Source organism: Lacinutrix sp. MEBiC02595, from assembly GCF_053601555.1.
The window spans coordinates 1-22636 of record NZ_JBSHNU010000200.1 but is presented as its reverse complement, the minus strand read 5'-3'; the positions used below and the strand labels follow the sequence as shown (position 1 = coordinate 22636).

Below are 22636 nucleotides of genomic sequence, written 5' to 3'. Positions count from 1 at the left end.
GTTACAATCTACCTAGGATATTTAGTTCTAATCCCATCCAAACACAAATTACCAATACTACCAACATGCGTATGTTTTTTAGAAGTATCTGGCACATAGGTTCCATTCTCCACTTCACCACCAATCTTTTGATACGCTTCCCTAAAAGGCATTCCTTCTACCACCAAAGTATTAATATTATCTACCGTAAACAGGTATTGGTATTTGGCATCGTTTAAATCGATATGTTTTACAATTACTTGCTGAATGGCATAATTAAAAATATCCAACAGATCTTTTACATCTTCAATAGCAGCAATTATATTCTCTTTTAATAACTGAAAATCTCTGTGGTAACCACTTGGTAAATTATTGGTGATTAAAACCATTTCGGTATGCAACGCTTGGATTTTATTTGCCTTTCCTCTAATCAATTCAAAAACATCCGGATTCTTTTTATGTGGCATGATACTACTTCCTGTAGTTAACTCATCAGGAAAAGCGATGAAGCCAAAATTCTGACTGTTATACACACAAATATCCATTGCAAAACGCGCCAATGTATTACACACACTTCCTAAAGCTAATGCAATAGTACGTTCACTTTTTCCTCTGCTCATTTGTGCGGCAACCACATTATATTTTAAGGTGGTAAAATTCAATTCTTTAGTTGTTAATTCTCTATCAATAGGAAATGAACTTCCGTAACCTGCAGCAGAACCTAACGGATTTTGATCTACCGTTTTTAAGGCTGCGTTTAGTAAATATACATCATCAATTAAAACCTCAGCATAGGCAGAAAACCACAATCCGAAGGAAGACGGCATGGCAACTTGTAAATGCGTATAACCAGGAAGCAATGCTTCTTTATGTGTTTCGGCTAAACCCAAAAGTGTTTCAAAAAACGTTTTTGTTTTATCGTTAATTTCTTGTAAATTCTCTTTGTAGTATAATTGAAGTGCCACTAAAACTTGATCGTTTCTAGAACGCGCAGTATGGATTTTCTTTCCTACATCCCCCAAAGTTTTGGTAAGTTCATATTCTATTTTAGAATGCACATCTTCAAACGAAGCTTCAATGACAAAGGTTCCATTTTCTATAGTTTCAGCAATCTCGTTTAATCCACTTTTAAGTTGTTGTAATTCTTCCGAAGAAATTATTCCGATAGATTCCAACATTATAGCATGTGCTAAAGACGCTTGCACATCATACTTTGCAATATGCATGTCAATCTCTCTATCGTTTCCAACCGTAAATTGTTCTATTTTTTTGTCGATACTTATTCCTTTGTCCCAGAGTTTCATAATTTGATTTTTTATTGTCATTGCGAGGAAGAGTGACGAAGCAATCTGCTCCTTAACCATGAGGTTGCTTCACTTTGTTCGCAAGGACGTTTCACTTTTTTAAAGTACTTTTTCTAACAATTCAATATAAATTTTAATCCCTTCTTCAATCTCATGCACGTAAATATATTCATCGGCAGAATGCGATCTTGTACTATCACCAGGTCCTAATTTTAAAGAAGCACAAGTTAAAACTGCTTGATCGGAAAGTGTTGGCGAACCATAAGTACTTCTGCCAATTTGAATTCCTGCAATTACCAATGGATGATCGATTGGAATAGACGACGAATTTAATTTTATACTTCTTGGAATAATACTATCACAAGGCGCTTCCTTTTGAAGGATATCTACAATATTTTGATTGGTATACTTATCATTTACACGAACATCCACCACTAATTTAACATCTGCAGGAACCGCATTATGTTGTTTCCCTGCATTTATTTGTGTGACAGTCATCTTCACTTCCCCTAAAGCTTCCGAGGCTTTATCAAACTTGTAATTTTTAAACCATTCTAAAATCGAAATCGAATTATAAATCGCATTATTATCGTTTGGATGTGCAGCATGACTTGGCGTTCCTTTTACAACGGCATCAAATACTACTAAACCTTTTTCGGCAACAGCAAGATGCATCAGCGTTGGTTCCCCAACAATAGCAACATCCACTTTAGGAATTACTTTCAACATGCTATTTAAACCATTATCGCCACTACTTTCTTCTTCCGCGGAAGCGACAATAACCAGATTATAATTTAGGTCTTGTTTGTTATAAAAATACGCAAAAGTTGCCAATAAACTCACCAAACAACCTCCAGCATCATTACTGCCCAAACCATATAATTTCCCATCTTCTACAATCGCTTTAAACGGATCTTTAGTATAGCCATTATTGGGTTTTACCGTGTCGTGATGGGAGTTTAACAATAACGTTGGCTTGCTATCGTCAAAATGTTTATTGGTAGCCCAAACATTATGTTTCGTTCTATTAAAAGGAATATCTTGTTGTACAAACCACTGTTCAATATGTGCTGCCGTCGGACCTTCTTCCGAAGAAAACGATTGTGTTTCTATTAACTGCTTTAATAAAGCAATTGCTCTTGTTGTTAATTTTTCTATCATTTGGTAATGGTTGTGTGTTTACTGTTTTTATGAAAAAGCATGTCTGATTTTCCAATACAAACTTTCTGAACTTGATGCTGTATCGCATGAAAACAATTGTTTAATTTAGGAAGCATGCCTTCGTAAATAATTCCGTTTTCAACAAGTGCTTTATAGGTTTCTGTGTTTATATTTTCGATTACGGAAGCATCATTATTCACATCTTCTAAAACACCATTTTTTTCAAAACAATAATATAATTCGGTGTTATAAACAGACGCAAAACCAATTGCTAATTCGGAAGCAATCGTATCTGCATTTGTATTTAAAAGCTGCCCTTTTTCATCGTGCGTGATCGCACAAAAAACAGGAGTTACACTATTATTTAAAAGCAGTTCCACCGTTTTTGTATTTACCTTTTTAACGTCTCCAGCAAAACCATAATCGATAGGTTTTGATGGTCTTAAATCGGAAACTATCGTATTCCCATCTGCTCCCGAAAAACCAATAGCATTACATTTATTGGCTTGCAATTGTGCTACTATATTTTTATTTATCTTTCCAGCATACACCATCGTGATAATATCTAAAGTCACTTGATCGGTTACGCGTCGTCCATCTATCATTTTAACTTCCACTTGCATTTGTTCTGCAAGCTTGGTAGCTAATTTTCCACCGCCATGCACTAGAATCTTAGGAGTATCTATCGTTGCAAATTCTTTTAAGAATTGTTGCAAAGCAGCAGCGTCATCAATAATGTTTCCGCCTATTTTTATGATTTTTAGTGTTTTCATTCCCATCCTAACCTTCCCAAAGGGAAGGATTTTATCTTTTAGTTTTAGACCTACAAGGTTTTTAAAACCTCGCAGGACTTATAATTCAAAATATTACAATGCTTCCAAAATCTGCTTCAGCACAATTTGCGCTGCAAAAGTTCTATTATTAGCTTGCTGCATCACCAGAGAATTTTCACCATCTAAAACAGCATCTTCCACCACCACATTTCGTCTAACTGGTAGGCAATGCATAAATTTTGCCTTTCCTAGTTTCGCTTTGGTCATCATCCAATTTTTATCTTGGCTCAACACTTTTCCGTAGTCACTATAACAACTCCAATTTTTTACATACACAAAATCGGCATCTTTTAATGCTTCTTCTTGGTTGTAATTTATTGGCGTATTTTTCGATATCTCTTCGCTCAACTCATATCCTTTAGGATGCGTAATGATTAAATCAACATCCATGTTTTGCATCATTTCTACAAACGAGTTTGCAACTGCTTGCGGCAACGCTTTTGGATGTGGTGCCCAAGACAATACGACTTTTGGTTTCGCTTTTTCGGTTAATTCGGTAATGGTAATCGCATCTGCCAAAGCCTGCAAAGGATGTGCTATTGCGCTTTCCATATTTACAATTGGCACTGTCGCATATTTAACAAAGCTATTCATTACAAATTCACTTGCATCTTTTTGCTTATCTGTTAAACTTGGAAATGCTCTAACAGCAATTACATCGGCATATTGCGATATCACTTGCGCAGCTTCTTTTATATGTTCCGACGTATTCGCATTCATGATCGTCCCATCTTCAAACTCTAGATTCCAAGCGTCATTCACATTTAGAATCATGACCTGCATGCCTAAGTTTTTCGCCGCTTTTTCGGTACTTAATCGCGTACGTAAACTGGCATTAAAGAATAACATAACCAAGGTTTTATTTTTTCCTAAGTCTTGGAATTCAAAAGGATTCATTTTTAATAGAATGGCTTCCTTAATGGTTTCTTGAAGATTAGATATATCTTTTATGTTGGTGTATTTTTTCATATTCATTTCCCACAAAAGTGGAAATCTTTTATTAAACTTTAATTCTAAGGCTATACACCCTTAAATTATTTCATTTCACTATCTTAATTCACTTTTCAAAGCCTCAAAAAACAAATCGATATGTTCTTTTTGGATCGTTAAAGGCGGAAGAATTCGTATTAAATTAGGATTCTTTGCACTTCCTGTAAATATTTTATGATCGAAAATCAGCTTTTTACGAAGTTCCGAAATTGGAAAATCAAATTCCAAACCAAGCATTAAACCTCTTCCTTTTACCTTTTTTATTGCAGAAATTTCATTCGCTTTTTCTACAAAATACGCGGAGATTTCTTTTACATTTTGCATCAAATTCTCTTCTTCAATAACTTCTAGAACAGCGGAAGAAGCAACACATGCTAAATGATTTCCGCCAAAAGTGGTCCCTAACAAACCAAAAGAAGCTTTGATATCTGGATGAATTAAAATGCCTCCAATTGGAAAACCATTTCCCATTCCTTTTGCAATCGAAATAATATCCGGAGTTAGGTTATACTTTTGAAAAGCGAAGAAATCGCCAGTTCTTCCAAAGCCAGATTGTACCTCATCGGCAATAAAACAAGTATTGTACTTTTTACACAATGCATCGATGCCTTCGTAGAACGCAGCAGTACTTTCATCTAAGCCGCCAACACCCTGAATACACTCGATAATAACAGCACAAACATCTTCTTTTGCTAATGCTTTTTCGACGGATTCTAAATCGCCTAATTCTAAAATTTCAACTTCCTGTTGTGCGTTTATTGGCGCAATAATTTTAGGATTATCGGTTGCTGCAACTGCTGCCGACGTACGCCCATGAAATCCGTTTTTAAAAGCGACAATCTTTTTCTTACCATTATGAAAAGATGCTAATTTTAATGCATTTTCATTCGCTTCTGCTCCAGAATTACATAAAAACAACTGATAGTCTTTACAACCAGAAACCTCTTCCAACTTATTTGCCAAAGCAACTTGTAACGGATTCTGAATCGAGTTACTATAAAACCCTAATTTAGCAACTTGATCGCTAATATTTTTCACATATTTAGGATGCGAATGCCCAATAGAAATCACGGCATGTCCACCATACAAATCTAAATATTTGGTGTTATTTTCATCAAAAACAAAGACATCTTCTGCTTTTACAGGAGTGATATCAAACAATGGATACACATTAAATAAACTCATATTTATTCTTTTTTATCCTACAAGATTTTTAAAACGTTGTAGGTATTTCACTTATCAAAAAACAAACCTACAAGGTCTTAGATACTTTGCAGGAGTTTCTAAATTTGCTCTTTTTTGATGTTGCTTATTTTATTAAACGAAGCAACCATACCTTGAATTAATGACGAACTCAATCCTTTATGTTCCATTTCATTTAAACCTTCAATAGTACAGCCTTTTGGCGTGGTTACTCTATCTATTTCTTCTTCTGGATGATTCCCATTGGTAATCAATAAACTCGCAGCTCCTTCACTAGTATACATGGCTAATTCTTGCGCTTCTTTTGCATCAAAACCCAACTGAATTGCCGCTTGTGTTGTCGCTCTAATTAAACGCATCCAAAAGGCAACACCACTTGCACAAACTACCGTCGCTGCTTGCATCTGGTTTTCTGGGATACTTAATGAATGTCCTAAACGATTAAAAATAGCTTCTGCAATTTTAATACGTTTTTTTCCTTGTTCATTACAACACAAACAAGTCATCGACTTACCAACTGCAATTGCCGTATTTGGCATGGCACGAATGATATATTTATCTGCACCAACGATTTCCTCCATCTTCGGAATTAAAAACCCTGTAATAGTAGAAATTAACACATGCTTTTCGGTTAAATGTTCTTTTACGTCCTTTAAAATCCTTTCAAAATGGGCTGGTTGCACAGCAAAAATGATAATATCCGACTGTTTTACAGCTTCCATATTATCTGTAGTTAAATGCACATTTTTATAACCATCAAACTCTTGAATGCCTTCTAAATTCCGCTTGGTTAAATATAAACTGGTAATCGCATTGTTGGTTATTAATCCTTTTGCGATGGATTTCCCTAAGTTTCCTGTTCCTATGATTGCTATTTTCATTCTTTTTCCTTTTTTCATTTCCGCAAAAGCGGAAATCTTTATTTTCTTTTTTTTGGCGTTACCACAAGGGTCGCGCTTTACACTATATCTTTTTTGTCTTGTTCTCGATACAAATTTGCTCATGCTTCACAAATTCACTCGAACTGACATCAAAAAAGGATGCCGTTCCAATCGCTAACGCAGCAGCAGCACTTCTAAAAATAATTTGCTTTCAATTTCAAACCTTCCGATTCTTCAAAACCATACATTAAATTCATATTTTGAACTGCTTGTCCGGAAGCACCTTTTAAAAGGTTATCAATAATACTTGTTACTAATAATTTATCTTCATGCTTATACAAATGAAGGATACATTTATTGGTATTTACCACTTGTTTTAAATGAATCTCTTCATCAGAAACTGCGGTGAAAGCAGCATCTTTATAAAACTCGAAATACAACTTCTTTGCATCTTCTAAACTGCCGGCATATTTGGTATACATGGTAGCAAAAATCCCTCTGGAAAAATCACCACGATTGGGCATGAAATTGATTTCAGAAGCAAAGTCAGATTGCAAAATTTTAACCGACTGATTAATCTCTCCTAAATGCTGATGTGTAAAAGCTTTATAATGCGAAAAATTATTATCTCTCCATGTAAAATGTGTGGTTTCCGACAAGGATGTTCCTGCTCCCGTTGCTCCTGTCACTGCATTAATATGCACATCGTTTTGTAAAACTCCCGCTTTAGCTAAAGGCAATAATGCCGATTGAATTGCGGTTGCAAAACAACCTGGATTCGCAATATAACTCGCTTTTCTAATGGCTTCTTTATTTAATTCTGGCAAACCATAAACAAAGGTTTTATTATCTAAAACAGCATCTTCAATCAATCTAAAATCATTACTTAAATCGATGATCTTAGTGCTTTCTGAAAATGTATTTTTATCTAAAAAAACTTTGGAATTCCCATGCCCTAAACACAAAAACAATACATCGATTTCCGTATTAATTTCGCTGGAGAACACCAATTCTGTAGAACCTATTAAATCCTGATGCACTTTATATAATTTGTTTCCCGCATTAGAAGTACTGAATACAAAATCGATTTCTACTTTAGAATGATGCATCAATAATCTTATTAATTCTCCTGCTGTATATCCGGCTCCTCCTATTATTCCCGCTTTTATTTTTTTCATTTCAATTCTATTTTCACACCCCTAAAATTTCCTCAAGGGGACAATTGTCTAATTTAAAAGATTGCCTTGCCACTTGAGCGGACTTGAGGGGTGTTTTGTACCTGACAGGTCTGTACTCCTATTTAGAGTTTACTTGTTGATAGATTTTGTTTTGATTCCCAAGAATCTTAATAAACCCTTTTGCCTCCTCTGCAGTCCAACCTTTATTTTCTTCCCCATAACTTCCAAATTTCGCGTTCATTAAATCGTGCTTTGAAATAATTCCGTCTAAAGAAAAATGATACGGTTTCAAGGTTACAAAAACATCTCCCGATACTTTGTCTTGGCTACTTTGTAAAAAGGCTTCCATGTCACGCATTACAGGATCTAAATATTGACCTTCATGTAAGTGCATTCCATAGAAACTAGACAAATAATCTTTATGCTGTAATTGCCATTTGGTCAACGTATGTTTCTCTAATAAATGATGTGCTTTTATAGTTACCAAAGCTCCTGCAGCTTCAAAACCAACACGACCTTTAATGCCTACAATCGTATCTCCAACATGAATATCTCTACCAATAGCGTAGGCAGATGCCAGATTATTTAAAATTTCAATGTTTTTTTGAGAAGAACCTTTCCTTCCATTTACCGCAACGAACTCGCCTTTATCAAAAGTTAACACCACTTTATCTTCTCCTTCTTTTTTTAATTGTGAAGGATAAGCACTTTCTGGCAATGCTTTTTCCGACGTTAATGTTTCTTCTCCACCAACACTTGTTCCCCAAAGCCCTTTATTGACCGAGTATTTTGCTTTTTCCCAAGATGCTTCAATTCCGTTTTCCTTAAGGTAATCAATCTCTTGTTGCCTGGTTAGTTTCCCATCTCTAATTGGTGTGATGATTTTAATCTGTGGGGCCAATGTTTGAAAAATCATATCAAAACGTACTTGATCATTTCCTGCTCCTGTGCTTCCGTGGGCAATATATGCTGCGCCAATACTTTTAGCATATTCTACAATTTCTATTGCTTGAATGATACGCTCTGCACTTACAGATAAAGGATACGTGTTATTTTTAAGTACATTTCCGAAGATTAAATACTTCACCACTTTTTTATAAAAAGTAGCAACTGCATCTATATTCTTATACGTAGAAACACCCATTTTGTATGCATTACTTTCAATCTCCTTTATTTCTTCCGAAGTAAAACCACCTGTATTTACACTTACCGCATGCACCTCGTATCCAGCTTTACTTAAACTTACTGCGCAATAGGATGTATCTAATCCTCCGCTATATGCTATGACTAATTTTTTACTCATCTTTCTTTTCTTTTTTTAAAAACATGGTCTGTTTTATGTTCTTTAATCTCGTCCACACTTTTTTATCGTACGTATGTTCGTGCGTTTTTTTCATTTCTTTAGAAGGATCATAAAGCATACCTGTACACAAGCACATTTTTTGCTCCGTTCTTGTTAAAACATCGAAATTTTTGCAGGTTTGACAGCCATTCCAAAAGGACTGATCTTCTGTTAATTCTGAAAATGTAACTGGCTTATAACCTAAGTTACTATTCATTTTCATAACCGCTAAACCTGTAGTAATACTAAAGACTTTTGCATCCGGGAACTTGGTTCTAGAATGCTCGAATATTTTCTTCTTAATTTGCTTAGCTAAACCTAGATTTCTAAAATCTGGATGCACAATTAGCCCAGAATTGGCTACAAATTTGCCATGACTCCATTGTTCTATATAGCAAAAACCAGCAAATTTATCGCCGTCTAAAGCAATAACCGCATTACCATTTTCCATTTTGGTAATCACGTATTCTGGTTTGCGCTTTGCAATCCCAGTTCCTCTAACTTGAGCTGCATCTGCAATAGTTTCGCAAATAATGTCTGCGTAAATACTGTGTGATTTATTCGCAATAACAATTTCCATTGTAATTGATTTTAAATTATAAATAGGTTGATTTTGATTTTTTTCTGAAAGCAGAACCGGACTCACCTTAGTTCTATATATAGAAGCACACCCTAAGGGCGACGACGGAAAATTGGACGTATGTTCATCTTGTTATTATTTCTAATAACTATATTTAATACTGTAAATATTTGTGATGGATTGTTCAATGTGAAAAAAAATAAAAACGATTAACGAAATAGCTTGAAGTATGCGTATTAGCGACAGCGTCTACGCGTTGGTAAACTTATGGGTGTTTCGTTTTTATTTATTGTTTTAAACATAATGTAAAGCTATAAATTAATTTGATACGAACTAAGAAAATATTCATTTTATATGAATTATTATGATAATCGTTATTCTTAAGCCTAATAATTATACAAATCTCATTATTAGGCGTTACCGCATTAAAAAAACTATAAAATATAATCTGTACTCACAAAATTGGAAGCTCTAGAATCTAATAATTCCTTTAAAATAGCATTATTATAATCGTTGTCTTTAGAAGCCACAAAAGTTCTAATAGAAAAAGAACGCAAAGCATCATGTACACTTAATGTTGCAACAGCAGAATCTTTTCTTCCTGTAAATGGATATACATCTGGTCCACGCTGACAAGAGCTATTTAAGTTTACACGACAAACTAAGTTCACCAAAGTATCAATTAATGGCGCTAATGTTTTCACATCTTGCCCAAACAAACTTACTTGTTGTCCGTAATTAGAAGCCGCCATATCATCTAAAGGCTCTTCAATATCACTAAATGGAACCACAGGAATTACGGGTCCGAATTGCTCTTCTTGAAATACGCGCATGTCTTTAGTTACCGGATACAAAACAGCAGGAAAAATATAATTCTCAGTAGTTTCACCACCTTTTGCATTAATAATTGTTGCTCCTTTTGCAGTAGCATCATCCATTAATTCTTGAATATATGCTGGTTTATCTGGTTCTGGTAATGGTGTTAATTTGGCACCATCTTCCCAAGGATTTCCAAATTTAAGCGCATCTACTTTCGCGGAGAAGCGTTTATTAAATTCTTCTACTACATCTTCATGCACATATAACACTTTTAATGCAGTACAACGTTGTCCGTTAAAAGATGTAGCGCCTGCAATACATTCGTCTATTGCTAAATCTAAATCCGCATCTTTTAATACAATCGCAGGATTTTTAGCTTCCAAACCTAAAACCAAACGCAGTCTATTACTTTTTGGATGTTGATTCTGTAACGCATTTGCTGATTTACTATTTCCAATTAAGGCTAACACATCGACTTTACCAGATTGCATGATTGGCGTTGCGACTGTTCTTCCTCTTCCATAAATAATATTAACAACACCTTTTGGAAAACTAGTTTGGAAAGCTTCCAATAAAGAAGAAATTAACAAAACACCATGCTTTGCTGGCTTAAAAATGGCTGTATTCCCCATAATTAAAGCAGGAATTAAAAGTGCAAAGGTTTCATTTAAAGGATAATTATAAGGTCCTAAACATAGAACAACACCTAAAGGTCCACGACGAATATGTGCATTTACTCCGGCATTTTTTTCAAACTTCGCACTATCGCGATCCATTTGTTTATAATCTTCAATAGTATCATAAATATACTCGACTGTTCTATCGAACTCTTTTTCAGAATCTGGTAGATTTTTACCAATTTCCCACATTAAGAGTTTCACTATTTCTGCTCGTTTGGTTTTCATTTGCGAAACAAACTTTTCCATACAAGCAATACGATCTACCACTTTCATGGTTGGCCATAAACCTTGTCCTTTATTATACGCTAAAGATGCAGCATCTAAAGCCTCTAAAGCCTCCTTTTCTCCTAAAGTTGGAATGCTTCCTAACAAAGTAGGTTTATATTCTTCAGTAGAAGATATGGTAGAAAACACTTGTGAAGTTTCTCCACTCCAAGGTATTAATTCTCCTCCAACCAAATAAGTATCTTGATTAGTTTGATTTGTGATTTGAAAGGCTTCTGGAATAATCGAAAAAGGTGTTTTCATTTGTGAAATATTAAAATATTATAGCGCTAATTTCAAACAAAAAGCCCACGTAACCAATTATAAATAAAAGATTTAGTGAATTATCATAAATTTAAACTTTTAAATATTTATAACTCATTACTAAAACGTTTTAGCAAAAACATAATTCATTTTTATAAATTATTCAAATGAAATATTACACTAAAAACTGAAATAAATCTGGTTTATCATTTAAATAGTCTCCATAAAAATTATGAAGTTTCATTTTAGTAATTAATGGCTCTAAATCGTCTGGAGATTTTAACTCCAATCCAACGACAGCCACATCATTTTCGCGGTTTGCTTTTTTAGTATATTCAAAATGCGTAATATCATCATTCGGACCTAAAATATCGACTACAAAATCTCTTAAAGCTCCTGAACGCTGTGGGAACTTTACAATAAAATAATGTTTTAGATTGGCGTACAACAATGCACGTTCCTTGATTTCGGCAGTACGTGTAATATCGTTATTACTTCCGCTAATTACGCAAACCACATTTTTACCTTTTATTTCTTCGGAAAACTGTTCTAAAGCAGAAAGACTTAAAGCTCCGGCTGGTTCTACAATAATAGCATCTTTATTATATAAATCTAAAATAGTCTGGCAAACCTTACCTTCATCAACGGTAACCACACGATGTAATGTCTCTTTACAAATTGCAAAATTTAAATCTCCAACGCGTTTCACGGCAGCACCATCGACAAAGCTGTCTATGGTTTTTAATTCTGTATTTCTATTTGCTCGAATAGAAGTTAACATAGCAGGCGCACCTTTTGGCTCTACACTAATAATTTTTGTTTGCGGGGATAAAATTTTAAAAACAGACGACAATCCAGATGCAAGTCCGCCACCACCTACCGGTACAAAAACATAATCGATAGGGTGCTCTTTTGCTTGATCTATAATTTCTAAACCAACCGTTGCCTGACCTTCAATTACTTTTTCATCATTAAAAGGATGAATAAACGTTTTATTCAATGCTTCACATTGCTCCATTGCAGCGTGGTAAGCATCATCAAAAGTATCCCCAACCAAAATAACATCTACATATTCTTCACCAAACATTTTTACCTGCTCAATTTTCTGATTAGGTGTTGGCGAAGGCATAAAAATAGTGCCTTTAATTTTTAAAAGCTTACATGAAATCGCGACACCTTGTGCATGATTTCCTGCACTTGCGCATACAATCTCGTTTTCAATTTGAGAGGCATTTAATGACGAAATTTTATTATAAGATCCACGAATTTTATAAGAGCGCACTTCTTGCAGGTCTTCTCTTTTAAAAAAAATATTAGCACCAAAATGCTTAGAATAGCGTGCGTTTCTAATTAAAGGTGTTACAGATGCGATCCCTTTCAATCTTTCGGCAGCAGCTTCAATAGCTTCTAGTGTTGGTCTGTATGTTGTTTTGATTTCTTCCATGTTTACTTCCCACGAAAGTGGGAATCTTATTTATGATATGTACTGTCTGGTCGAGCGCAGTCGAGACCTCAATAAACTCTCGACTGCGCTCGAGGAGACATACATTTAAACTTTATGCTAAAACAGAATCTTCCGTTTTTACATCCGATTTTATAATTTTCATTGCAGTCATTGCAGTTCTTAAACGTTTACCAACGGCTTCAATTGGATGATTTCTAATCGCATCATTTACCGCAATTAACTCCATATTATCTACGCCATTTCCAGTTGAAAAGGAATTACCAATAATATCTGTTTTCACCGTTTTCATAAAATCGGTAAGTAACGGTTTGCAAGCATGATCAAATAAATAACAACCATATTCTGCAGTATCTGAAATTACGCGGTTCATTTCAAATAATTTTTTTCTAGCAATGGTATTTGCTATTAATGGTAATTCGTGTAAAGATTCGTAGTACGCTGAGTCTTCAATAATACCTGCGCTAATCATAGATTCGAAAGCTAATTCTACTCCTGATTTCACAAAGGCAACTAATAAAACACCATGATCAAAATATTCTTGTTCTGAAATATGATCGGAAGTTAATGCTGTTTTTTCAAACGCAGTTTCCCCTGTTGCTTCTCTCCATTTTAAAAGATTCACATCATCATTTGCCCAATCTTCCATCATGGTTTTAGAAAAATGCCCAGAGATAATATCGTCCATATGCTTTTCGAATAATGGACGCATGATATCTTTTAATTCTTCCGATAATTGGTATGCTTTTATTTTTGCTGGATTCGATAAGCGATCCATCATGTTTGTAATTCCACCATGCTTTAAAGCTTCGGTAATGGTTTCCCAACCAAACTGAATTAATTTTGCTGCATAACCAGCTTCAATTCCTTCTGCAACCATTTTATCAAAAGATAAGATTGCTCCTGTTTGTAACAAACCACATAAAATAGTTTGCTCTCCCATTAAATCACTTTTTACTTCCGCAATAAATGAAGATTGTAAAACTCCTGCCTTATCTCCACCTGTTGCAACGGCGTAGGCTTTTGCTTGTGCCCAACCTTTATTTTCAGGATCGTTTTCTGGATGCACGGCAATTAATGTTGGCACACCAAAACCACGTTTATATTCTTCTCTAACTTCTGTTCCAGGGCATTTAGGCGCCACCATAATTACAGTTAAATCTTCACGAACTTGTGTTCCTTCTTCTACAATATTGAATCCGTGAGAATAGCTCAATGTTGCTCCTTTTTTCATTAAAGGCATTACCGCTTTTACTACACTTGTATGTTGTTTGTCTGGTGTTAAATTTAAAACCAAATCTGCTGTCGGAATCAACTCTTCATAAGTACCAACAGTGAAATTATTAGAAGTTGCGTTTTTAAACGAATCCCGTTTTTGATCGATAGCTGCTTGACGCAAAGCGTAAGAAATATCTAAACCAGAATCACGCATGTTTAAACCTTGATTTAAACCTTGTGCACCACAACCAATAATTACTATTTTTTTTCCTTTTAATGCGTTTACACCATCTTCAAACTCTGAAGCATCCATGAATCTACATTTCCCTAATTGATCTAATTGATTTCTTAATGATAATGTGTTAAAGTAATTTGACATTTTCTTTGTATTTAATTATTGCTTATGCTTGAAAAGCTTCTAGCATTGTTGATATTTTCATTTCTTCTTTAGATACTGCAATACGTCCGGAACGTGTAAATTGCATAATACCAAAAGCACTTAATTCTCTATATAATAATTCTATTTCCTCTTTTCTTCCTGATTTTTCAATCACGAAAAAATCACGATTTACGGTTACTATTCTTGCATTACTTTCTTTAATTATATTCTGAATTTCGCGTTCATCAAACAATAAGCCCGATTTCATTTTAAAGATGCAAGATTCTTGATAAATAATTTCATCTTCGGTATGACAGTATACTTTGATAACCTCTACTTGTTTTTCTATTTGACCCATTATTTTCTTGATATTTTCTTCGGTCATATTTACTACAATGGTAAATCTAGAAACACTTTCAATTTCGGAAGGAGAAGTATTTAAACTCTCTATATTGATATGTCTTCTTTGAAAAATTGCTGAAATTCTATTCAACAATCCTATGTTGTTTTCCGTGTAAATGGAAACTGTAAATAGTTGTTTTTCTGTGCTCATTTACTTTATGCTTTTAGCTTTTGGCTACTTGCCTTTAGCATTTTTATTTATGGATTCTTTCCATCTAATTTCAAATCATTTATACTTCTTTGAAATATAACAGAACGAACATTTATTCTAATCTTATATCGGAAACGGAAGCTCCTGTTGGTATCATAGGAAATACATTTCCTTCTTTTTCTACACAAACCTCTAAAAAGTAAGCCTCTTTACTTGCCATCATTTCTGCAACAGCTTCTGCTAATTCTTCTCGTTTAGTAACTCTTCTTGCATTTAAATAATATCCTTTTGCAATAGCTACAAAATCTGGATTTGTCATTTCTGTAGACGCATAGCGTTTATCGAAAAATAGCTGTTGCCACTGACGAACCATTCCTAAAAACTCATTGTTTAGCACCACAATTTTCACTGCTGCTTTTTGCTGAAAAATAGTACCTAATTCTTGAATGGTCATTTGGTAACCACCATCTCCAGAAATAGAGACCACATCGCGTTCTGGTCTTGCCATTTTAGCTCCAATAGCAGCCGGAAGACCAAAGCCCATGGTACCTAAACCTCCAGAAGTAATATTACTTTTAGTTTGATTAAACTTCGCATAACGACAAGCAATCATTTGGTGCTGACCAACATCACTTACAATAGCAGCTTCCCCTTTAGACTGCATGTTTATTTGGTTTATAACCTCACCCATTGTTAATCCTTCTTTGGTAGGATGCAAATCGTCTTTAATTACTTTTTCATACTCAATAGCATATAAATCCTTAAATTTTTGATGCCATTCTGGATGTGTATTTTTATTTAATAACGGAAGTATAGCTTCTAAGCTCGCTTTTGCATCGCCTAAAACTGCTACATCTGCTTTTACATTTTTATTTATTTCTGCAGGATCTATTTCAAAATGAATCACTTTTGCTTGTGTAGCATATTCATCTAATTTACCAGTAACACGATCATCAAAACGCATTCCGACAGCAATTAAAAGGTCACATTGATTGGTTAAAACATTTGGCGCATAATTACCATGCATACCAACCATACCAATATTTAAAGGATGTGATGTTGGTATTGCCGAAGCTCCCATAATGGTCCAAGCGGAAGGAATTCCTGCTTTTTCAATTACTGCTTTAAAAGCCTCTTCTGCTTTACTTAAAATCACGCCTTGTCCCCAAACTACCATTGGTTTTTTAGCGGCATTAATTAATTTTGCAGCGGCTTCCACCGAAGCCATTTCTGTTTTAGGAACGGGAATATAACTTCGTACTCCAGTACATTTTTTATATTTAAAATCAAACTCTTCAAATTGCGCATCTTTAGTAATATCTACTAAAACTGGACCTGGACGACCACTTTTAGCAATATAAAATGCTTTAGCCATCACTTCCGGAATATCGGAAGCTTTGGTTACTTGGCAATTCCATTTGGTAACTGGTGTTGAAATACCAACAATATCTGTTTCTTGAAATGCATCACTACCTAACAAATGCGAAGCTACTTGTCCTGTAATACAAACCATTGGTGTACTATCTATTTGCGCATCTGCAATCCCTGTAATTAAATTTGTTGCTCCAGGTCCTGAAGTTGCAATTGCGACTCCAACTTCTCCCGAAATTCTTGCATAACCTTGTGCAGCATGTGTTGCACCTTGTTCATGGCGTGCTAATACGTGATGAATTTTATCTTGGTATTTATATAATTCATCATAAACCGGCATAATAGCTCCTCCAGGATAGCCATAAAGTACTTTTACACCTTCTTCTAAAAGACATCTTACAACAGCTTCGCTTCCTGAGATACGTTCGGTTATTTCTGTACTTTTCGTTTTGTTTTCTACGGTTTGTGTTTCTTTCATCTCGTTACAAATTTGGAAACCTTTCGACTGCGCTCAAGGTGACAACATTTAATTTAATATTTAGTTAGAACTCATCCGTTACACATCCTTTAGATGCAGACGAAACTGTTTTGGCATATTTATAAAGAACACCACGTTCAAACTTTAAATCTGGTGCTTTCCATGTTTTTCTTCTTTGGTTTAACTCTGCATCTGAAACCTCTAGAACTATAGAGTTAGTTTCTGCATCTATGGTAATAATATCTCCATCTTTCACTAAGGCTAGATTTCCTCCTTCTTGTGCTTCTGGTGTAATATGACCAACTACAAATCCATGTGTTCCTCCAGAGAAACGACCATCTGTAATTAATGCGACATCTTTACCTAAACCTGCTCCCATAATTGCTGCAGTTGGTTTTAACATTTCGGGCATTCCTGGTCCTCCTTTTGGTCCTTCGTAACGAATAACGACCACATCTCCTTTTTCTACTTTACCATCTCTTATTCCGTCATTAGCTGCATATTCTCCTTCAAAAACTTTTGCTTTTCCTTGAAATTTCAAACCTTCTTTTCCGGTAATTTTAGCAACACTTCCTTCGGTTGCTAAGTTTCCGTAAAGCATACGTAAGTGTCCAGAAATTTTAATAGGGTTTTCAATTGGTTTTATGACCTCTTGACCTTCCTTTAAATCTGGAACATCTAATAAATTTTCGGCAATCGTTTTTCCGGTAACGGTTAAACAGTCTCCATGAATTAGTCCTTTCTTTAAAAGGTATTTTAATACTGCAGGAATTCCGCCAACTGCGTGAACGTCTTCCATTAAATATTTTCCGCTAGGTTTTAAATCTGCTAAAAACGGCGTAGTATCACTTATTTTTTGAAAATCTTTTAATGTAAAATCTATTTGCGCTGCTCTTGCTATTGCTAAAAAGTGTAGCACTGCATTTGTAGAACCTCCAAGAATAGTAACTAATCGGATTGCATTCTCTAAAGACTTTCTGGTAATAATATCACTAGGTTTAATATCTTTTTCTAAAAGTAATCGTAAAGCTTCACCAGCTTTTACCGACTCTTCTTTTTTAGCATCACTTAATGCAGGATTTGAAGAATTAAAAGGTAAAGTCATTCCTAAAGCTTCAATTGCAGAAGCCATTGTATTTGCAGTATACATTCCTCCACAAGCTCCTGCTCCCGGACATGCTTTTTCTACAATACTTTGGTATTCGGCTTCTTCCATGGTTCCAGCAACTTTACTTCCCCAAGCTTCAAAAGCAGAAACGACATCTAGTTTTTTCCCGTTATGACAACCAGAATCTATCGTTCCTCCATACACTAATATAGACGGACGATCTAAACGAATCATTGCGATTAAAGCACCAGGCATGTTTTTATCACAACCAACAACGGTAACTAAACCATCATAACTCATTGCTTGCACAACGGTTTCCATAGAATCTGCAATAATATCACGAGATGGTAAGGAGTAACGCATTCCAGGAGTTCCCATAGAAATACCGTCACTAACGCCAATCGTATTAAAAATTAGACCTATAATATCTTCGTTTTTGGTTCCTTTTTTAACCAGTTTTGCAAGGTCATTTAAGTGCATATTACAAGGATTACCCTCATAACCTGTACTTGCTATTCCTACAATAGGTTTAAAAAAATCTTCTTTTGTTAACCCAATAGCGTGCAACATTGCCTGTGCAGCTGGTTGTGTTGGGTCTTGTGTAACTGTTTTACTGTATTTGTTTAATTGACTCATATTTTAATGCAAATTGTATTTGCTAGAACTAAATTAAAGTTTTAGCAGACTATTTATAATATCATTCGTTTTATCCAGCTAAATCCAATGCTAAAAATTAATGATTAATTTATTGATTACCAGTAATTTACACCTCTTCAAATATGACACTCAAATGGTTTACTTTTTTTTATTCTTACCTACTGTATTCGATAATACTTTCTTGTTTGAAAAGAAATTATATTTGATCCAATTTTAGAACTTTACATTACGGCCCATTTTAACTTGTCTTTTAAGCATAAAAAAAGCCTTCCGATTATGGAAGGCTTAAAATATATTTTTATGTATAATTATTTATAGCATTCCCTGGCTTCGTGAAATAATCACGATGCGAATAATGGAAATACTATTTACTATTTGTTTTTTCACTGGATGGTATAAATGTATAAAACTCTTTTTAATATTCTATCCTTATTCTTAAAAGATACTATAGAATTTGTTTTTTCACCTTCCGTTGTTATTCTATTTTTTTATTCAGAATCTTTTGAAAAGTACTTAATCCAATTCCAAATTGGAATGGAAAACCACTTTTTACTAATGCAAACTCTATAGCACTTAAAGTACTAATGATATCACTAGAGGTAACCGCTCCCATGTGGCCCACTCTAAAATATTTCGTTTTTAATTCAGGCAATAATCCACCAGCAACAATGACATCTAATTTAGATATCTGTTTTAAAAACGAAGCTGCCTCTATTCCTTCCGGATAATAAACGGCGGTTAAGGTATTTGCTGCATTTTCCGTTTTTGAAGGTAATATATTCAAACCTAAAGCAGCTATTGCTTCCCGAAAAGCACCAGCTAATTGTTTATGCTTTTTAACTCTAGCTCCAATTCCTTCCGAATTAATTAGCTTTAAACTAGTTTCTAAGGCCATTATTAAATTTACTGGTGGCGTCCCAAAATAAGATGGTTTTCTTGCTTGGTATGCTTTCATAATTGGCAACCAATTTTTCCAATCGGCATAATAATTAGGCACTAGTGTTTTTCTATGCTCCCAGGTTTGAATCGCTTTTTTAGAAGCCACTAACAACGCTAATCCTGGAGGTACACCAACCGCTTTTTGAGATGCTGTTAAAACCACGTCAATTCCCCATTCCTCTTGTTTTATTTCTTCACCTGCAACAGAGCAAACACCATCTAAAATACTTAGTGCATTATACTTTTTTGCTAGTGCGGCAATTTCTTTAGGGCGTACCAAAACTCCTGTAGACGTATCTACATGTGTCATGGTTACGACTTTATAAACTTTATTTTTTAATGCATTTTCTATAGCTTCTAAACTAGGTACTTCTCCAACAGCGACCTCTAAAATAGTTACATCCACTTGATAGCGTTCTAAAATATCTTTATAACGCGTACCAAAATAACCTGTAGAAATTACTAATGCATTATCTCCAGCTTCCACTAAATTCGCAACCGCCATATCCATAGCCAAGGTTCCACTTCCTGCTACCACAAAAGGCTGCCCTGTTGGCGCCTGCCAAACCTTTTTCATTGCATCTAATGCATTCCCAAAACTATTAATAAAACTAGGAGCTACATGACTTGTTGTAACCGCACTCATTGCCCTTAAAACTTCGGGTTCGAATTCTATTGGTCCGGGAATCATTAAAAGTTTTCTTCCTTTCATTTCTTTTTAGTTATTAATGTATGCACTAAATTAGTTTATTCTTTGCTTTTATTTTTTAACTTCCGTTATCTAAGACTAAATCCATAGTGAAAAATCCATTTTTAAAACACTATTAATCAAAGTATTAAACACCAAAACATATGATGTTCAATTCCTAAAAACCATATAAAACCCACTTCTATTTCTATTACTAGACATCCCATTAAATTGAGTAATATATTGGTGCACTAAGTTATATAAATTAAAAGTTCTTTAAAAAAGGTTAAATTGGTATGCGTTCCGTTTTATTTTTCTACTTTTGCTGTATTAAAATTAAGAGGAAAAATTTGTCTGATTGCAACCTCTTCAAATCCATTTAGGTATCTAGACTAAGATTCCAAATTAAATTTGAAATAAAATGCTAAAGCAGTAAGTTATTCACTTCTCTAGCGACCAAGCAATCCAACAAATTTATAATTAAACTATAATTAAAAATTAGGATTTATGCCATATTTATTTACTTCGGAAAGTGTATCAGAAGGACATCCAGATAAAGTAGCAGACCAAATAAGTGATGCTTTAATTGATCATTTTTTAGCTTTTGATTCAGAGGCTAAAGTTGCATGCGAAACATTAGTAACTACAGGACAAGTTGTACTTGCTGGTGAAGTAAAATCGAACACCTATTTAGACGTACAAAAAATTGCACGTGATACCATTAATAAAATTGGTTACACGAAAAGCGCATATATGTTTGACGGAAATTCTTGCGGTGTTTTCTCTGCAATACACGAACAGTCTGAAGACATTAATCGTGGTGTAGATAGAGCTAGCAAAGAAGAGCAAGGAGCAGGAGATCAAGGAATGATGTTTGGTTACGCAACCAATGAAACCGAAAACTATATGCCATTAGCATTAGATCTTTCGCATAAAATCATGTTTGAACTTGCTGAATTACGAAGAGAAAACAAAGAAATCACCTATTTACGTCCAGATTCTAAAAGTCAGGTAACTATTGAATATAGTGATGACAATGTACCGCAACGTATTGAAGCTATTGTAGTTTCTACGCAACATGACGATTTTGATACCAATGACGATGTGATGTTAGCGAAAATCAGAAAAGATATTGTAGACATATTAATTCCGAGAGTAATTGCAAAATTACCAGAGAATTTACACGCACTTTTTAATGCGGATATCAAATACCATATAAACCCAACAGGGAAGTTTGTAATTGGTGGACCTCATGGTGACACCGGACTTACAGGAAGAAAAATCATTGTAGATACTTATGGAGGAAAAGGTGCTCATGGTGGAGGTGCTTTTTCAGGAAAAGATCCAAGTAAAGTAGACAGAAGTGCTGCTTATGCGACAAGACATATTGCTAAAAATCTAGTTGCTGCAGGAATTTGTGACGAAATTTTAGTACAAGTAAGTTATGCAATTGGCGTTGTAGAACCAATGGGGATTTTTGTTGACACCTATGGAACTTGTCCTTTTAATATGACCGATGGAGAAATAGCTCAAAAGGTTTCTGAAATTTTTGACATGCGTCCATCTTCTATTGAAACACGTTTAAAACTGCGTAACCCAATGTACAGCGAAACTGCTGCCTATGGACACATGGGAAGAGTAAATGAAACAGTTACAAAAACATTCTCGCAACCAAATGGAGATGATCTTACCGTAGATGTAGAATTATTTACTTGGGAAAAATTAGATTATGTAGATAAAGTGAAAGCTGCCTTTGGGTTGTAAGAAACTATTATCCTACCCCTTTTTAAAGCCGTTACTATTTTTAGTAGCGGTTTTTTTATTCTCTAAACAAAAATATGTATTCCCAAAAACATGTGTAAACAATTAATTCACAAAGACATAACCACCACTACTTTTTGTCTGAAAAAAATATCTTTACATTTTTTAAAAAAAGTACAAATTATATAGCGGTAAAACAGTAAAACTTAAATATATTTGCACTCGTTTGGGGAGATACTCAAGCGGCCAACGAGGACAGACTGTAACTCTGTTGTTTTTAACTTCGTAGGTTCGAATCCTACTCTCCCCACTTTAATTCGAAAAGTCTGCATGTAAATGCAGACTTTTTTGTTTTTAGAAAAAGCTGAAATGTTGCTTTGAAAAGACACTGTTAGTTTTTAAGCAAAAAAAGCCTTCTTTTTCAAGAAGGCTTTTTTGCGTTAAGGATGGAAGTGGCATCCTTTTTTATGTCTGTTCGAGTGCTTTGTGAAGCATGAGCAAATAGTATCGAGAACAAGTAAAAAAGATACAACGGACAGCCTGA

The 22636-nt window shown here is 34.6% G+C and carries 17 protein-coding genes and 1 tRNA gene; 2 read left to right on the top strand and 16 right to left on the bottom strand.

Going from position 1 to position 22636, the window contains the following annotated elements; genetic code table 11:
• Positions 1-8 precede the first annotated feature (8 nt).
• The 16 genes from argH to ACVCZW_RS05880 all read right to left on the bottom strand — a co-directional run bounded on the left by argH (position 9) and on the right by ACVCZW_RS05880 (position 20355).
• Positions 9-1283: an argininosuccinate lyase gene (argH, locus tag ACVCZW_RS05955; protein WP_452231089.1), complete on the bottom strand. Its 1275-nt coding sequence runs from the start codon at positions 1281-1283 to the stop codon at positions 9-11.
• Between the two features lie 99 nt (positions 1284-1382).
• On the bottom strand, positions 1383-2444 hold the full coding sequence (locus ACVCZW_RS05950; protein WP_452231088.1) for a M20 family metallo-hydrolase: 1062 nt from the start codon (positions 2442-2444) through the stop codon (positions 1383-1385).
• Positions 2441-3217: an acetylglutamate kinase gene (gene argB / locus ACVCZW_RS05945; protein WP_452231920.1), complete on the bottom strand. Its 777-nt coding sequence runs from the start codon at positions 3215-3217 to the stop codon at positions 2441-2443. Before argB ends, ACVCZW_RS05950 begins: the two co-directional genes overlap by 4 nt.
• Before the next feature lie 93 nt (positions 3218-3310).
• Positions 3311-4246 carry an acetylornithine carbamoyltransferase gene (locus tag ACVCZW_RS05940; protein ID WP_452231086.1) on the bottom strand — a complete coding sequence of 312 codons (936 nt, stop codon included), beginning with the start codon at positions 4244-4246 and terminating at the stop codon, positions 3311-3313.
• Between the two features lie 78 nt (positions 4247-4324).
• Positions 4325-5452, bottom strand: coding sequence for an aspartate aminotransferase family protein (locus ACVCZW_RS05935; RefSeq protein WP_452231919.1), 1128 nt, complete (start codon positions 5450-5452; stop codon positions 4325-4327).
• A gap of 98 nt (positions 5453-5550) precedes the next feature.
• On the bottom strand, positions 5551-6351 hold the full coding sequence (proC, locus tag ACVCZW_RS05930; RefSeq protein ID WP_452231918.1) for a pyrroline-5-carboxylate reductase: 801 nt from the start codon (positions 6349-6351) through the stop codon (positions 5551-5553).
• A 194-nt stretch (positions 6352-6545) separates the two neighbouring features.
• Positions 6546-7529, bottom strand: coding sequence for an N-acetyl-gamma-glutamyl-phosphate reductase (gene argC, locus ACVCZW_RS05925; RefSeq protein ID WP_452231917.1), 984 nt, complete (start codon positions 7527-7529; stop codon positions 6546-6548).
• Between the two features lie 118 nt (positions 7530-7647).
• Positions 7648-8832, bottom strand: coding sequence for an argininosuccinate synthase (locus ACVCZW_RS05920; RefSeq protein ID WP_452231082.1), 1185 nt, complete (start codon positions 8830-8832; stop codon positions 7648-7650).
• A complete protein-coding gene (locus ACVCZW_RS05915) occupies positions 8825-9451 on the bottom strand; it encodes a GNAT family N-acetyltransferase (protein ID WP_452231916.1) in 627 nt (208 codons plus the stop codon). The genes ACVCZW_RS05920 and ACVCZW_RS05915 overlap by 8 nt, the downstream gene beginning before the upstream one ends.
• A gap of 434 nt (positions 9452-9885) precedes the next feature.
• Entirely contained in the window at positions 9886-11478 is a 1593-nt protein-coding gene (locus ACVCZW_RS05910) for an NADP-dependent glyceraldehyde-3-phosphate dehydrogenase (RefSeq protein WP_452231915.1), read from the bottom strand.
• Between the two features lie 175 nt (positions 11479-11653).
• Positions 11654-12922 (bottom strand): threonine ammonia-lyase, encoded by a 1269-nt coding sequence (gene ilvA / locus ACVCZW_RS05905; protein ID WP_452231914.1) that lies wholly within the window; start codon positions 12920-12922, stop codon positions 11654-11656.
• 112 nt (positions 12923-13034) lie between these two features.
• A complete protein-coding gene (ilvC, locus tag ACVCZW_RS05900; RefSeq protein WP_452231913.1) occupies positions 13035-14537 on the bottom strand; it encodes a ketol-acid reductoisomerase in 1503 nt (500 codons plus the stop codon).
• A gap of 22 nt (positions 14538-14559) precedes the next feature.
• On the bottom strand, positions 14560-15090 hold the full coding sequence (ilvN, locus tag ACVCZW_RS05895; RefSeq protein ID WP_452231912.1) for an acetolactate synthase small subunit: 531 nt from the start codon (positions 15088-15090) through the stop codon (positions 14560-14562).
• 112 nt (positions 15091-15202) lie between these two features.
• Complete coding sequence (gene ilvB / locus ACVCZW_RS05890) at positions 15203-16939, bottom strand: biosynthetic-type acetolactate synthase large subunit (RefSeq protein WP_452231911.1); 1737 nt, start codon at positions 16937-16939, stop codon at positions 15203-15205.
• A gap of 64 nt (positions 16940-17003) precedes the next feature.
• Positions 17004-18683, bottom strand: coding sequence for a dihydroxy-acid dehydratase (gene ilvD / locus ACVCZW_RS05885; protein ID WP_452231910.1), 1680 nt, complete (start codon positions 18681-18683; stop codon positions 17004-17006).
• 496 nt (positions 18684-19179) lie between these two features.
• Complete coding sequence (locus tag ACVCZW_RS05880; RefSeq protein WP_452231909.1) at positions 19180-20355, bottom strand: pyridoxal-phosphate-dependent aminotransferase family protein; 1176 nt, start codon at positions 20353-20355, stop codon at positions 19180-19182.
• A 483-nt stretch (positions 20356-20838) separates the two neighbouring features.
• Here ACVCZW_RS05880 and metK point away from each other — a divergent pair, with 483 nt between their 5' ends.
• Complete coding sequence (gene metK, locus ACVCZW_RS05875) at positions 20839-22095, top strand: methionine adenosyltransferase (RefSeq protein WP_452231074.1); 1257 nt, start codon at positions 20839-20841, stop codon at positions 22093-22095.
• Positions 22096-22320: 225 nt separating this feature from the next.
• Positions 22321-22402: transfer RNA gene (locus ACVCZW_RS05870), tRNA-Tyr, on the top strand.
• Positions 22403-22636: the final 234 nt, after the last annotated feature.

Coding starts and splice junctions, on each gene's coding strand:
- argH (WP_452231089.1), bottom strand. CDS start 1,283: ATGAAACTCTGGGACAAAGGAATAAGTATCGACAAAAAAATAGAACAA.
- ACVCZW_RS05950 (WP_452231088.1), bottom strand. CDS start 2,444: ATGATAGAAAAATTAACAACAAGAGCAATTGCTTTATTAAAGCAGTTA.
- argB (WP_452231920.1), bottom strand. CDS start 3,217: ATGAAAACACTAAAAATCATAAAAATAGGCGGAAACATTATTGATGAC.
- ACVCZW_RS05940 (WP_452231086.1), bottom strand. CDS start 4,246: ATGAAAAAATACACCAACATAAAAGATATATCTAATCTTCAAGAAACC.
- ACVCZW_RS05935 (WP_452231919.1), bottom strand. CDS start 5,452: ATGAGTTTATTTAATGTGTATCCATTGTTTGATATCACTCCTGTAAAA.
- proC (WP_452231918.1), bottom strand. CDS start 6,351: ATGAAAATAGCAATCATAGGAACAGGAAACTTAGGGAAATCCATCGCA.
- argC (WP_452231917.1), bottom strand. CDS start 7,529: ATGAAAAAAATAAAAGCGGGAATAATAGGAGGAGCCGGATATACAGCA.
- ACVCZW_RS05920 (WP_452231082.1), bottom strand. CDS start 8,832: ATGAGTAAAAAATTAGTCATAGCATATAGCGGAGGATTAGATACATCC.
- ACVCZW_RS05915 (WP_452231916.1), bottom strand. CDS start 9,451: ATGGAAATTGTTATTGCGAATAAATCACACAGTATTTACGCAGACATT.
- ACVCZW_RS05910 (WP_452231915.1), bottom strand. CDS start 11,478: ATGAAAACACCTTTTTCGATTATTCCAGAAGCCTTTCAAATCACAAAT.
- ilvA (WP_452231914.1), bottom strand. CDS start 12,922: ATGGAAGAAATCAAAACAACATACAGACCAACACTAGAAGCTATTGAA.
- ilvC (WP_452231913.1), bottom strand. CDS start 14,537: ATGTCAAATTACTTTAACACATTATCATTAAGAAATCAATTAGATCAA.
- ilvN (WP_452231912.1), bottom strand. CDS start 15,090: ATGAGCACAGAAAAACAACTATTTACAGTTTCCATTTACACGGAAAAC.
- ilvB (WP_452231911.1), bottom strand. CDS start 16,939: ATGAAAGAAACACAAACCGTAGAAAACAAAACGAAAAGTACAGAAATA.
- ilvD (WP_452231910.1), bottom strand. CDS start 18,683: ATGAGTCAATTAAACAAATACAGTAAAACAGTTACACAAGACCCAACA.
- ACVCZW_RS05880 (WP_452231909.1), bottom strand. CDS start 20,355: ATGAAAGGAAGAAAACTTTTAATGATTCCCGGACCAATAGAATTCGAA.
- metK (WP_452231074.1), top strand. CDS start 20,839: ATGCCATATTTATTTACTTCGGAAAGTGTATCAGAAGGACATCCAGAT.